The organism is Saezia sanguinis (assembly GCF_963921665.1).
In the GTDB taxonomy this organism is placed as follows: domain Bacteria; phylum Pseudomonadota; class Gammaproteobacteria; order Burkholderiales; family Burkholderiaceae_C; genus Saezia; species Saezia sanguinis.
In genome coordinates this window covers 19,967-34,127 of sequence record NZ_CAWUGC010000017.1, presented here as the reverse complement: position 1 = coordinate 34,127, position 14,161 = coordinate 19,967, and the positions used below count along the sequence as shown (strand labels likewise).

At 53.2% G+C, this 14,161-nt stretch carries 9 protein-coding genes and 1 riboswitch; of the genes, 3 read left to right on the top strand and 6 right to left on the bottom strand.

Going from position 1 to position 14,161, the window contains the following annotated elements:
- Nucleotides 1-29: 29 nt before the first annotated feature.
- From rpoD to gcvT, 4 genes are all read right to left on the bottom strand, one after another.
- Nucleotides 30-2,438, bottom strand: a complete 2,409-nt coding sequence (rpoD, locus tag AACY98_RS11880; RefSeq protein ID WP_339805271.1) for an RNA polymerase sigma factor RpoD — start codon at nt 2,436-2,438, stop codon at nt 30-32.
- 529 nt (nt 2,439-2,967) lie between these two features.
- Nucleotides 2,968-5,841, bottom strand: a complete 2,874-nt coding sequence (gcvP, locus tag AACY98_RS11875; protein ID WP_339805268.1) for an aminomethyl-transferring glycine dehydrogenase — start codon at nt 5,839-5,841, stop codon at nt 2,968-2,970.
- A 73-nt stretch (nt 5,842-5,914) separates the two neighbouring features.
- Nucleotides 5,915-6,292, bottom strand: coding sequence for a glycine cleavage system protein GcvH (gcvH, locus tag AACY98_RS11870; protein WP_126979285.1), 378 nt, complete (start codon nt 6,290-6,292; stop codon nt 5,915-5,917).
- Between the two features lie 153 nt (nt 6,293-6,445).
- Nucleotides 6,446-7,585: a glycine cleavage system aminomethyltransferase GcvT gene (gcvT, locus tag AACY98_RS11865; protein ID WP_339805266.1), complete on the bottom strand. Its 1,140-nt coding sequence runs from the start codon at nt 7,583-7,585 to the stop codon at nt 6,446-6,448.
- On the opposite strand from gcvT, the gene AACY98_RS11860 reads away from it, so the two are divergent.
- Together AACY98_RS11860 and AACY98_RS11855 are read left to right on the top strand one after the other, a co-directional pair.
- Nucleotides 7,584-7,817 (top strand): hypothetical protein, encoded by a 234-nt coding sequence (locus AACY98_RS11860; RefSeq protein ID WP_339805264.1) that lies wholly within the window; start codon nt 7,584-7,586, stop codon nt 7,815-7,817. The genes gcvT and AACY98_RS11860 overlap by 2 nt on opposite strands.
- Nucleotides 7,816-7,928, bottom strand: a riboswitch (glycine riboswitch). (Overlaps the previous gene by 2 nt.)
- 156 nt (nt 7,929-8,084) lie before the next feature.
- Nucleotides 8,085-9,989 carry a hypothetical protein gene (locus AACY98_RS11855; protein WP_339805262.1) on the top strand — a complete coding sequence of 635 codons (1,905 nt, stop codon included), beginning with the start codon at nt 8,085-8,087 and terminating at the stop codon, nt 9,987-9,989.
- A 61-nt stretch (nt 9,990-10,050) separates the two neighbouring features.
- Here the strand turns inward: AACY98_RS11855 and AACY98_RS11850 are convergent, their stop codons facing one another.
- Nucleotides 10,051-11,736 carry an electron transfer flavoprotein-ubiquinone oxidoreductase gene (locus AACY98_RS11850; protein WP_339805259.1) on the bottom strand — a complete coding sequence of 562 codons (1,686 nt, stop codon included), beginning with the start codon at nt 11,734-11,736 and terminating at the stop codon, nt 10,051-10,053.
- A gap of 359 nt (nt 11,737-12,095) precedes the next feature.
- Here AACY98_RS11850 and AACY98_RS11845 point away from each other — a divergent pair, with 359 nt between their 5' ends.
- Nucleotides 12,096-13,004: a DUF6414 family protein gene (locus AACY98_RS11845; RefSeq protein WP_423817567.1), complete on the top strand. Its 909-nt coding sequence runs from the start codon at nt 12,096-12,098 to the stop codon at nt 13,002-13,004.
- 48 nt (nt 13,005-13,052) lie between these two features.
- On the opposite strand, the gene AACY98_RS11840 is transcribed toward AACY98_RS11845, so the two are convergent.
- Entirely contained in the window at nt 13,053-14,114 is a 1,062-nt protein-coding gene (locus tag AACY98_RS11840; protein ID WP_339805255.1) for an alpha/beta hydrolase, read from the bottom strand.
- Between the last annotated feature and the right edge of the window lie 47 nt (nt 14,115-14,161).

The window sequence follows — 14,161 nt, the reverse complement described above, 5'->3', positions numbered from 1 at the left end:
TTTTTAAGTATGGCCGGTGTGTGGCCAGTTTAGCGGTTTTCAGTGAAACTGCGCAACCTGTCTGAACGGCTGGGGTGTTTGAGCTTGCGTAAAGCTTTGGCTTCAATCTGGCGGATACGCTCACGTGTCACGTCAAACTGTTTGCCGACTTCTTCCAGCGTGTGGTCGGTGCTCATTTCAATACCGAAACGCATGCGCAGTACTTTGGCTTCGCGTGGGGTCAGTGAATCCAGCACATCCTTGACCACGTCGCGCAGACCGGCCTGCATGGCTGCTTCCACCGGTGCGGTGTTGCCGGTATCTTCGATGAAATCGCCCAGGTGGGAATCATCATCGTCTCCAATCGGCGTTTCCATGGAGATAGGCTCCTTGGCAATCTTCATGATCTTGCGCACCTTGTCTTCCGGCATTTCCATCTGTTGTGCCAGCAGTGCCACATCAGGCTCAAAACCATGCTCTTGCAGATGCTGGCGATTGATGCGGTTCATCTTGTTGATGGTTTCAATCATGTGCACCGGGATACGGATGGTGCGGGCCTGGTCGGCAATGGAACGGGTAATGGCCTGGCGGATCCACCAGGTGGCATACGTCGAGAATTTATAGCCCCGACGGTATTCAAATTTGTCTACCGCTTTCATCAGGCCGACGTTGCCTTCCTGAATCAGATCCAGGAACTGCAGGCCGCGGTTGGTGTATTTTTTGGCAATGGAAATGACCAGACGCAGGTTGGCTTCGATCATTTCTTTTTTGGCGTCGCGGCTCATTTTTTCGCCCAGAATCATGTCGCGGTTGATTTCTTTGAGCCGCTCCAGCGGTACCACCACGCTGATCTGAAGGTCAATGAGGCGCTGCTGTTTTTCCTGAATATCAGGAATATTGCGGCCGATGATTGCGCTCCAGGCTTTATTGGTGTTGGAATGGTCAACTGACCATTGCAGGTTCAGTAACTGGCTGGAGGCCGGTTTACCGTGTTTGTCACGCCCGCTGAATTCGGCAATGAACTGCTCCATCGGGTAGCCACAGCGCTCGACAATGATTTTGCGCAGTTCACGCTCCTGTGTGCGCACATCGTCAACCTGCTGGCGCAGAATATCACACAGCCGTTCAATAGTGCGTGCGGTAAAGCGGATGGTCATCAGCTCTTCAGTCAACGCATGTTGTGCCTTGTGATAGGCTTCGGAGCCGTAGCCGTGTTTGGTGTACGCATCGCGGATTTTATCGAACAGCTTGCTGATGCGGTCAAACCGGTCCAGCGCTTCGTTCTTTAGCTCTTCCAGTTTGGCGGTGAGGGCATTGCCTTCCTCATCGTCATCGTCGTCATCAAAAAAGTCCTGGTCTTCTTCGGCCACCCAGTCGTCGGCCTCATCCGGATTGACAAAACCGTCAACCACCTGTGAAATCTGAGTCGTGCCGTCTTTGATCTCCTGCGCCAGGCAGAGAATTTCCGCAATGGTGGTGGGAGATGCGGAGATGGCTTCCATCATCTGCTGCAGGCCGCCTTCAATGCGTTTGGCGATTTCAATTTCGCCTTCGCGGGTCAGCAGCTCTACAGAACCCATTTCACGCATGTACATGCGTACCGGGTCGGTGGTGCGGCCAAATTCAGAGTCGACGCTGGATAAAGCGGCTTCGGCTTCTTCCTCGGCCTCTTCTTCAGTGGCTGCCGAAGATGCATTTTGATTGAGCAGCAGGGTGTCGGCATCGGGTGTCTGCTCATACACAGAAACGCCAATGTCGTCGAGCATGGCAACCACAATGTCAAAGGTTTCGTTTTCGGCCAGTTTATCGGGCAGATGGTCATTGATTTCGCCATAAGTCAGATAGCCACGGGTTTTGCCGAGCTTGATCAGGGCTTTGAGCTTGGAGCGGCGTGACGTGATTTCATCTTCAGACAAAACACCTTCATCCAGCCCGAATTCTTTCATCAGGGCACGCTCTTTGGCGCGTGAAACTTTCATGCGCAAAGGTTTTACCCGCTCGGTAGAAGTGGTCTCCGAGGTATCTTCTTCAACTTCAACTTCATCTTCAATAACAACTTCGTTGTCATCATCAAAGTTCTCGTCATCATCGGCGACAAAGTCATCGTCTTCACTGAAGTTGGGGGCTTTGCTGGCAGTTCCTTTGCCTTTGGCAGCGGTTTTTTTGCCGGCGGCCGGTTTGCGCCCGCGTTTGGCAGGTGCCTGCTCGACAAGTTCTTCGTCAAGCAGTTCGGCTTCCTGTTTTTTGGCTTTGGCGCTGGTTTTAGCCTTGGTTGCCTTGGGAGCAGCGGCTTTTTCTGTTTTGGTTCGCGCTACAGCGGTTTTGGTTGCTTTGGCCGTAGCAACTTGTGCAGCCTGGCTACTTACCCGCGTTTTCTTTTTGACGGCGTCTTCTTTGGGTGGGGTTGCTTTTTTATTGCTTGAGGTGCGTGCGGTTTTCGTAGTTTTGGCTGTAGCCATGGTGATCCTTCGTCAATTTAAGCTTTAATGCATAGCCTGTGCAAAGATGTTTTTGTTGGACTGCAAAAAGGCCCATGGCTCATATAGGGACTCCCTGCCATAAAACAACACACACCTGTACATCGGCTGTAACGCGATTAACTTAATGCAGCAGAAAACGGGGTTAACTCTGTAAGTATCAAGACCTTCTCAATGAGATATAGGTCCGAATGGCAAAACAACAAGGCTTTTGAGTTAAATGTGACGAAGGTGTTTACACGAGTTGTGACAGGATATGCGACTGTCTGTAACTTTGGGAGACACCAAATGCCTGCTTGTTTGCCTGCTCATACGCGCCCCATGGGGCACAAAGCAACATTTTTAATTATAACGCTTCTGAGTTATGTGAATCAATGGACTGAAATTGTAAAAAAACAACACTGTTTGCAACAATATGGCCGGGCCAATTTGCCCGATCCATAGGTGCGCCTTGCATAAAAATGGCCAGGAAGTTTGCCTTCCTGGCCATCAAATGAACGGTTACCAGCGTTTAAAGGTTAATTTCAGTGACTGGAATGCACGAGCAGAACAGGTTACGGTCACCATACACGTTGTCAATTCGCCCGACCGGTGACCAGTATTTGCGCATGCGCAGGCTGTCTACCGGGTAGGCCGCAATGTGGCGCGGGTAGGGGTGCGACCAGTTTTCATCCGCGATCATTTGCGCGGTGTGTGGCGCGTTAACCAGCGGATTGTCATCCTGCGGCCAGACACCATCAGCCACTTGCTGTATTTCTTTGTGAATGGTAATCATGGCTTCACAGAAACGCTCCAGCTCGATGAAAGGCTCACTTTCTGTGGGTTCAACCATCAGCGTGCCCGGTACCGGAAAGCTCAATGTCGGTGCATGAAAGCCATAATCGATCAGCCGTTTGGCAATGTCCTCAGCACTGATACCGGTTTTTTCTTTGAGGGGGCGTATGTCCACAATGCATTCATGTGCCACGCCACCGCCTTTGATGTCCTTGCCCCCTGTGTAAAGAATGGGGTAGTAACTGCTGAGCCGGGCGGCAATGTAGTTGGCATTCAGAATGGCGACTTCAGTGGCTGAACGCAGGCCTTCAAACCCCATCATGCGGATATACATCCAGGTAATGGGCAGTACGCCGGCATTGCCAAGCGGTGCGCCCGATACGGCTCCAGCCTTGCCTTGTCCGGGCAGGTAAGGGGCAAGGTCTTCGGCCACGCATACCGGCCCTACACCGGGTCCGCCGCCGCCGTGGGGAATGCTGAATGTTTTGTGCAGATTCAGGTGCGATACATCACCGCCGAACTGCCCGGGCGCAGCGATGCCGACCAGCGCATTCATGTTGGCGCCATCCACATAAACGCGTCCGCCATAAGCATGTACGATCTGGCATAAGGTGTCGATGCCGCTTTCGAACACACCGTGTGTGGACGGGTAGGTGACCATGATCACGGCCAGCTCATTGGCGTGTTGTTTGCACTTCACCTGCAGATCATCCAGGTCGACATTGCCTTCTGCAGTGCATTTCACCGGAACGACTTTGAATCCGGCCAGGTGCGCGCTGGCCGGGTTGGTGCCGTGCGCGGATTCCGGGATCAGGCAGATATTGCGGTGGCTGTTGCCTTGTGCTTCAAACCAGCCGCGAATCGCCAGCAGGCCGGCATATTCACCCTGTGCACCTGAATTGGGTTGCAGGCTGATGGCTGCATAGCCGGTAATCTGGCACAGCCAGTCACGCAGCAGTTGATCAAGTTCGGTATAGCCATGGCGTTGCTCCTGCGGGGCAAACGGATGTATCTGGGCAAACTCCGGCCAGGTGATGGGAACCATCTCGCTGGTGGCGTTGAGTTTCATGGTGCAGCTTCCCAGCGGGATCATGCTGCGGTCCAGCGCCAGGTCTTTGTCGGCCAGATAGCGCATGTAACGCAGCATGGCGGTTTCACTGTGAAACCCCTGAAAAACCGGGTGTGTCAGGTAGTCGCTTGCACGTTGCAAGTCAGCCGGGATCAGCGGCGGCAGTCCCTGGGTATAGCTCTGAATGGTCGGGACTGCGGCGTTATCGCCAGCAAAAACCTGCCACAAGGCTTCAATGTCTTGCGGTGTAGTGGTTTCGTCCAGAGAGATTCCCAACTCATTTTCACTGACGTAACGCAGGTTCATTTGTGCCTGTATGGCGCGTTGTGCAATGACCTGGGTCGTTGCATCTGTGCGTACCGTCAGGGTGTCAAATGCACTGCTGTTGGTTACCGACAAACCCAGTCGTTTGAGCCCGTCGGCCAGAATGGCCGTGTAATTGGCGACGCGCAATGCAATGCGTTGCAGCCCTTGTGGGCCGTGGTACACCGCGTACATGCTGGACATGATGGCGGGCAAGGCTTGGGCCGTACAGATATTGGATGTGGCTTTTTCGCGCCGGATGTGCTGTTCTCGCGTTTGCAGTGCCAGCCGCAGGCCGGGGTTGCCCTGGGTATCCTGACTGACGCCAACCAGTCTGCCGGGCATCGAGCGTTTGTAGGCATCTTTGCAGGCCATGTAACCGGCATGGGGGCCGCCGCAGGCCATGGGGGTACCGAAACGCTGGGTGGTGCCAACAGCAATGTCTGCGCCAAGTTCTCCGGGAGAGGCCAGCAGTGTCAGTGCCAGAATGTCGGCAGCGACGATGGCAAGCGCATCTTTTTCATGCAGCGATGCAATGACAGGGCGCAGATCATGAATGTCACCCCGCACCCCGGGGTATTGCAGCAGAGCGGCAAAGCAGCCACTGCGTGCAGCCATGTCGAATGGGCCGACCTGAACGGTAATGCCCAGTGGTTTGGCGCGGGTCTGCACCACATCCAGTGTTTGCGGCAGCACGTCATCTGCCACAAAAAAGATGGTCGATTTGGACTTGCTGACGCGCGCTGCGAGCGTCATGGCTTCTGCGGCAGCGGTGGCTTCATCCAGCAGGGATGCATTGGCAATGTCCAGTCCGGTCAGGTCGGTGACCATGGTCTGGAAGTTGACCAGTGCCTCCATGCGGCCCTGGCTGATTTCAGCCTGGTAAGGGGTGTAACCGGTGTACCAGCCGGGGTTTTCATAGATGTTGCGCAAAATGACATTGGGCACCAGCGTGTTGTAGTAACCCTGTCCGATAAAGCTCTTGAAAACCTGGTTTTTGCTGGCGATGGTGCGCAGCTCCTGCAGCGCCTGGTTTTCAGGCAGCGGCTCTGGCAGTGGCAGCGGTTTTTTCAGCCGGATGGCTTGCGGAACCAGTGTATCCATCAGTGCCTGGCGCGAAGCCGCGCCGATGGCATTGAGCATGATGGCTTCATCATCGGCAGATGGGCCGATGTGCCGGTGGACAAAAGCATCCTGAGGTGCCAGTTCACTCAAAGGGTGTGCAGAAATCGTCAGCATAAATTTCTTTCAGAAAATCCAGTCAAGAGCAGTTACAGCAATCGGCATGTCTTGCATGCACAAGAAGGTTCCATCAACCTTCTTTTTTCAGCAGTGCTTCATAAGCGGGCTCGTCCATCAGGGCGTCAAATTCGGCCATGTCGGTGATTAAAACCTTAAAAAACCAGCCGTTACCCATGGGGTCGCTGTTGGCCAGCGAAGGGTCTGCGCGCAACGCTTCGTTAACCTCAACCACCCGGCCGGCTACCGGCATGAAAATGTCAGAAGCCGCTTTGACCGACTCTACCGTGCCTGCAACTTCGCCTTTGGCGTAAACCTTTTCCAACTCGGGCAGGTCGACATACACAATGTCGCCCAGCGCGTCCTGCGCGTGCTGTGTGATGCCGATGGTTGCAGCCTCATCGGTTTCAAGTTGAATCCATTCGTGTTCTTCGGTGTATTTAACAGTCATATGTGACTCCTGATCGTTTGAAAAATGAAAAAAATAACCAATGGGCGTGTCCGCTTTTGAGCCGGGTGCCGGTTCTGGCGCAAAATGACCAGAATGGGCAGAAGACAAAACGGCAATTCACAAAGCCTACCACAGCCATTTAAAAATCGGGTACTACCCCCGGAAGTACCGGGGCGGCATGAACGGCAGGGCGGCAACTTCCATCGGGATGTTTTTGCCTCTGACCAGCGCGGTCACCTTGGTGCCAACGCTGCTCATTTCGGGCGGCAGATAGCCCATGGCAATCGGTTTATCCAGCGTGGGGGCCAGCAGGCCGCTGGTCACCTGCCCAACGGGCGTGCCGTGTTCGTTTTGCAGCACAACTCCCTCGCGTACTGGAACACGTTCCAGTGCGACCAGTCCGACCCGTTTGCGTGTTACCGGTTCGGTTTTATCAATCTGGGCCAGTACATGCTGCGCTCCCGGAAAGCCCGCGGCGCGTTCGCCGCCTGTGCGGCGCACTTTCTGAATAGACCACAACAAGGCGGCTTCAGCAGGCGTGGTGGTATCGTCCATGTCGTTACCGTACAGGCACAGGCCGGCTTCGAGTCGCAGCGAGTTGCGCGCACCCAGGCCGGCGGGCATGACTTCCGGCTGCTTGAGCAGCGCCCGTGCCAGTTGTTCGGCTTGTGCTGCTGGCACCGAGATTTCAAAACCGTCTTCCCCGGTGTAGCCGCTGCGGGTGATATGGCAGCGAATGCCGTCTAGCTCGTACCAGCCGCCTGTCATGAATACCAGTTCAATCGGGCGCGGGCTTAGGCGCTGTATGGCTGTAACAGCCTGGGGGCCTTGTAGGGCCAGCAAAGCATGAGACTCGAGGTATTCAATCTGGCATCGCTTGTCAATGTGCTCTTGCATGTAGGCAATGTCGTTGACTTTGCAGGCACCGTTGACGATGACAAACAGGTCTTCTCCCCGGTTGAACATCATCAGGTCATCGATAATGCCGCCGGCACTGTTGAGCAGCAGGCCATAGCGCTGATGACCTGCTGGCAGGCCAATCACATCGGCTGGAATCAGGCTTTCCAGTGCCGGGGCGGCGTCTGCCCCCGTGATGCTGAGCTGCCCCATGTGCGAAACGTCAAACAGGGACGCTGCAGTGCGTGTGTGTTTGTGCTCGGCCATAAGCCCGGCAGGATATTGCACCGGCATATCGTAGCCTGCAAACGGCACCATACGGGCACCTAATTCCAGGTGCAGGGCATGCAGCGGTGTTTTCAGTAAGGCGGTTGTTGGCTGGGCAGTGGATGACATGACAGCAATTCCTGTTGTGGGCAATGTAAAAACAAACCAGCACGACACCCTGCAGGCGTGGTGTCTGGTTTACTTGCCCTCGCTGTCCCGGGTACCTGAGAGATTCAAAAACACCTTGGCAGTCAACCGTGACGTGCCAAAATATCAATTTGCCCCTTCGGTGGGTGATGCTATTGCTGCGGGCCTGGTAATGAGGGCCAATACAACCAATGCAACGACCTCTCTCCAGTGAGGTGTCGTCAGTCCTTTTGCCTGAGCGTTTGAGTCCCGGATTTATTCGGTCCTGCGCCTTCGGCGGCAGCGCAAAAACAGGTTTTGCACTGCACTCTCCTGATTGTTTTGAAGTATATATGCTCTTTTTATTTATGGGTAGTTAAAAATAATTTGGCAACAGAGATTCAGGGTCTAAACAAAGGAGGCCGGTTTGGCATATGATTTTCAATATATAAATGCTAAAAATCAGTCAGTATCATATTGACCGTGCAGGGGGTATATTGCCATGAACCAAGCAACACCAGCAGAAAAAAAACGTTCCCGTTGGTTACTGAAAACCGTACTGACCATCCTTGTCATCCTTGTGGTGCTGGTGGGCGGTTTATGGATCTGGAGCGGCAGCAATGGTTCTTTATCGCAGGGGCTGTCTTTGGCGCAGCGGTTTTTGGGACCGGGGCGGACACTGACAGCTACCGATGTGCAGGGCTCATTGCGGCACGGCGGGCACATTGGCACATTGCATTGGCAGCAGGAAAATCTGGATCTGCACCTGAGCGATGTGGATGCGGCCTGGCAACTGTCGCTCCTGTTTGGCCGCCAGGTGACGATTGATCACCTCACCGTGGATAAAGTCCAGGTGATTCAAAAGCCTGCGCCGGTAAAAGAAGGGGCAGCGGAACCGCCGCCGACATCGGAAACAAAAACAGCATCAGCCCCTCCGGACAATATCAGCCTGCCGCTGCAACTGGATTTGAAGCAACTGCAAATCAATACCGTGATCTGGGGTGAAAACAGCGAGAAAGTTGCTGCATCGCAGATTGCCGGCAGTTATCGGTTTGACGGCGATAACCACCAGATGAACTTAACCAGCCTGCATGTGGCAGATGGCGACTACCGGGCGCAGGCGACACTGAGAGCCCAGAACCCGCAACTGGATGCAACACTGAATGGTGTGCTGAGAACACAGGTGCCGGAAAGTACGCAGACGGTGGATATTGAGGCACAGGCCAAAATCAGCGGTTTGCTGACGGAGTTGGATGTACAAGCCAATGCACAGACGAAAACCGGCACAGCAAATGGCCCGAAAGCGCAATTGCATGCGACGGTCATGCCATGGAGTGCGCTGATGGTTCCGAAAGCCAATCTGGATTTGCAGGCATTCAATGCTAATGCGTTCTGGGTACAGGCGCCACAGACACTGCTTTCCGGTACGGTGGTGGTGACAACCTCGCAAGCAGGGGAAACTGGCGCACAGCAGGCGCAGTTGTCTGCCGATTTGAAAAACGGGGTAACGGGTACGCTGGACCGCTCGCGCCTGCCGGTGTCTGCCTTGAAAGCCGATGTGCTGCTGAATACCACGCAGGCGACCATACAGCGTTTAAATGCGGTGATTGGGCAGGGGCATGTGGATGTTCAGGGCGTCTATACGTTGCCGGTGGCTGGCAAGCCGGCTACCTGGCAGGCGACTGTGACACCCAGCAGCGTGGACCCACGCCTGCTGTACAGCCAACTGGCCAGCGACAAAATCAGCGGTACCGTGAATGCAACACAAAAAACGGCGCAGACGATTGATTTTGACGTGAAGCTCAATGCGGCCAATGCCAGCAATGTCAGTTTTTTCCGGGTCAAGCAACTGACGACCCATGGCAGTTTTTCCGACAGCAATCTGGTGCGGCTTGCTGCCCTGGATGTACAGGCGACCAATGCCCGTATTCAGGGCAACAATGTATCGTATGCACTGAGTTCCGGGGCTATATCGGGGCCGTTGACGCTGACGGCGCCAGGCTTGCAGGCCAGTGCCACAGCGAACAGTTTTGCTGCAACATCGGGGTCGGTGAAAGTCAGTCTGGATGTCAATGCCGCAGAGCCTGCCGCCAAATGGTTGGCGGGGCTGCCTGTGAACCTGGGTTCTTTGGTCACCTTTTTAGAGAAAGCCGCCACCTATACGCAAGAGGTTGCCAACTATACCCAGGATGTTCCGATTGTGGTGGAAAACGGCTGGAAAAATCCCCATGTCACGGTAGCGCTTGATATGCAGGCCATTACCCGCAAAATTCTGGAGGAAGAAGCGCGCAGAAGGCTGTTGAATGCGACGCAGTCGGGCCAGGGCAGCGCTGACAGCAAGCCGGAGCGGGAGATTTTGAATCGGCTGGGTGGTGATTTGCTGAACCGGATCGGTGGCGGCAAATAAAAACAATGGGCGAAGTTGCCAGCTTCGCCCAGTATCATTGGGGTGACCAATTGAGGTTTATTTACATGTCCACATAGTTTGGACCACCACCGCCTTCCGGTGCAACCCAGACGATGTTTTGTGTTGGGTCTTTGATATCGCAGGTTTTACAGTGCACGCAGTTCTGGGCGTTAATCTGTAAGCGCGGTTCCTGCCCGTCCTCTTCGATGAATTCGTAAACACCGGCCGGACAGTAACGGCTTTCCGGGCCGGCGTAAATTTTCAGGTTCACGTTCACCGGCACATTGGCGTCTTTCAATGTCAGGTGCGGCGGCTGATTTTCCTCGTGATTGGCATTGCTCAAAAAGACCGAGGACAAACGGTCAAATGTCAGTTTGCCATCCGGCTTGGGATAGTCAATGCGGGTGGATTCTGCCGCAGGTCGCAGGCTCTGGTAGTCGGCCTTGCTGTGGTGAATTGTCCAGGGCGGGCTGTTGATGCGCAATACCGGCAGCACCAGGTTTTCAATCCCTGTCATGAACGAGCCGATGTACAGCCCCTTCTTGAACCACTGCTTGAAGTTTCTGGCCTGATTGAGCTCGGTATGCAGCCAACTGCGGCGGAACGCTTCGGGGTAGGCAATCAGTTCGTCGTGCTCGCGCCCTTGTGCCAACGCCTCGCCAATGGCTTCAGCAGCCAGCATGCCGCTCTTAATCGCAGCATGCGAACCCTTGATGCGGCTGGCGTTCAGGAAACCGGCGTCACACCCGACCAGCGCACCACCCGGGAAAATGGTCTTGGGCAGGCTGAGCAGGCCACCGGCCGTAATGGCGCGTGCGCCGTAGCCAATGCGTTTGCCGCCTTCCAGGTAAGAGCGCAGAACCGGATGGGTTTTCCAGCGCTGCATTTCTTCAAACGGGCTCAGCCAGGGGTTGCTGTAATCCAGCCCGGTAATCAGCCCCAGTGTGACCTTGTTGCCTTCCATGTGGTACATGAAACCACCGCCATAGGTCTTGCTGTCCATCGGCCAGCCGGCAGTATGCAGCACCAGGCCCGGGCGGTGTTTGGCCGGGTCGATTTCCCACAGCTCTTTAACACCAATGCCATAGGACTGCGGGTCGGCTTCGGCATCCAGTTTGAATTTGTCGATCAACTGCCGGCCCAGTTGGCCGCGCGCGCCTTCTGAGAAAACCGTGTATTTGGCGCGCAGTTCCATGCCCAACTGGAAACTGTCAGTGGGCTGGCCGTCTTTACCGATGCCCATGTTGCCGGTGGCAACACCTGCCACAGCGCCTTTGTCGTCATACAGCACTTCCGTTGCAGCAAAACCAGGGAATATTTCAACCCCCAGCCCTTCGGCCTGTTCAGCCAGCCAGCGCACCAGGTTGCCCAGGCTGATGATGAAATTGCCGTCGTTGCGGAAGTTATAGGGCATGAAAATATGAGGAATGCCGATGGAGCCTTTTTCGGTCAGAAACAGCATTTCATCTTCCAGCACCGGCTGATTCAGGGGCGCGCCTTTGGCTTTCCAGTCAGGGATCAGCTCGGTCAGCGAGTCCGGGTCAATGACTGTGCCTGCAAGAATGTGGGCGCCAGGCTCAGAACCTTTTTCTAATACACACACAGAAATTTCTTGACCCTTGGTTTGTGCCAGCTGTTTCAGCCGGATTGCCGTTGCCAGACCGCTGGGACCTGCCCCGACCACAACAACGTCATAATCCATGGATTCACGTGGGCCATACTGTTCTAAAATTTCCTGATTAGTCATGGGGTTGTCTCTGTATAAAAATAAATGAATCTAAGCCATTCCGACTTAACGCTCAGGGGTTCGTTATGCGAACCTATCCATACATGAATTGAGGGCTGTCGGTTTGACAGGCGAAACAACGGTCCATATATGGAGATTTTGTATAGGTTTATATTATGTTCTAAAAACGATCTTCTGCAAATGTGTTCAGGTAATTATGTGGAAGACTAGCAGAATCAATTTTTAAACAAGTCACGCTAGTCTCATTTTTTAAATGTAGTTTGCTACATCTTGCTTATAATCTTCTGACACCGCACGCAGTTCTGGTTTCTAGGCGTCAAGCAGTATTGACATGTTCATCCAAGTTTATCGGGGGTCTCATGAGCTTCTATGTTGAGCCGGTATATTTAAACGAAAAAATGGTTCTAAATTGTGCAGCATACGTATTTAAGGGAGTAGCAATGGAGTCCGAAATTTCGGAGGGGAACACTGCTAAGAGTAATGGGAATATAAGCATTGGATTTAAATTTTTACAGGACCTTTTATCACCTATTTCAGCATCTGCGGAGCAAGCTAAAGAAAAAACAATTGCGACGAAAACTGCGAGGCGCTACACCTTAGGGGGGCTTCATATGTCGCTAATTGATGAGCTTAATGAGCGCAAGCAGTTGATAAAAAACTTCAATCCTGGATTAGCAGAGAGAGATGAGCATTATGTTGAAATGAATGTATTACTGAAGTCGATTGATTTCTACTCAATAATTGAAGCACTGAAAGTTACAGCTCCATTGATTTCTCAATTACTTCAAAGTTTTGGCGAGAAAATTAATTCTCAAATTTTTACAAAAAATATAAGGACTGATGTTGGTAAGTACGAACAATTGATTACGAAAGTGTTATCTGAGTTGGAAAGTGACTATTTAAAATCTGGGCAGCTTGAAATGCTAATGCTTGACCCAAAATCTGGTCGACAACTTGGAATTGTTGATATTGACGTAAGTGATATGGAACCACTTTCAGTTAAAGCGAAACTTAGTGATGGTGAGTTCAAAGTTATAGGGAGAATTTCCCGTTGTGTAAACGACAAAGAAAACATGAGTCTTGTTCAAAGATCAGTACTATCTTCTGCGATAAAGATTATTGAAAAACTTGCTGCCGTGGGCAGGGGCAGCGGTGTTGAAAAATATAGAGAAGAAATGGATAAAGCAAGTAAAGTTATCCAAAAGGTTTGTCAGCTTTCCCTTCCTGGGCCAGCAGTACGAATTATGGCGATGTCTATTTGTATATAACTAAAGATAGAATGTGCCATTATGTAATTGCAAATAGTAAGCGATTGATTACGGACAAAGCTCCTCAATCTTCATCGGGTTGAGCGCCGTGCCGTCTTCCCAAAAGCCTAAAGACAACTGCTGATCGGTGCCATCGCCAAAAATGGTGGCTGCGAAAGAATCACTCTTCAGGCCGTCCAGCAGGCCGTCAGCAATTTTCCAGTAACCATAAAAATCCAGTTGGTTCAAAGAGGCGGATGCTTCATATTCAGGCAGGCCTTGCAGGATGTCTGGAAAATGGTACCGTTGCAGGCTGAAGTTATAGCGGCTGTCAGGGGCTCCGGGAGAGCCGTGCCCGGCCATGACTTTGCGGCCATTGTATGAGCTGGAGGGAACCACCAGCATGATGCGATGTTCGCGTGGAATATGGCCCAAACGTGCGGCAAGTTTGCGCGCCGTCGGCAGGCCAATGTCGTCATCTTCTCCTGTGATGATGACAACAGGCAGGTTGGCCGGCAGCATTTCAACGGGGCCGTAAATGCTTTGTGTCCAGCGGCCATTGTCAACGTGGTAGGCATCCCCGGGCGATACCAGCATCATGGCGTCAGCCGGCGGCAGGCCATAATGCTCGGCGTTTAATGCCAGGTTGATTGAAATGGCCGACCCTACAGAAAAACCGTAATAAAGTGTCTGGCCCGGACGCGGAATCAGGCCAAACTCCTGTGACAGCACATTGAGCGCCTGCCGGTTGGCGTATCCTGCATTATCTGTTACCAGTGGCGGTGGCGTGTGTTCTGAATCCTGATAAACCGGGTAAATGACCGCATGTCCGCTGCGTACCAGGTGGTCGATCAGGGCCCCGAAGTTCATCGGGTTCATGCCCTGCCAGCCGTGGTGGAATAAAACCACCGGAATGGCATCTTCCACACGCGGTTGCGCCGGTACAAACAGATAAGCGCGCTGTGCGCCGTCGCCCACCACGCGCATCTCGACGGCGGCATGTACTTCGCGGGCTTTGTAGGCCTGCGGGGTGAACATGGATAGGTCCGGGCTGGGTTGTGCTTGAGCGGATAACGTCATAGCCAGCAGGAAAATTAAAACAAATGACGGCAAACTGAAAGTAAAACGCATGGAACAGAATTCAAAACAATGCAGCATCATAACAGGAGTGCTTGATG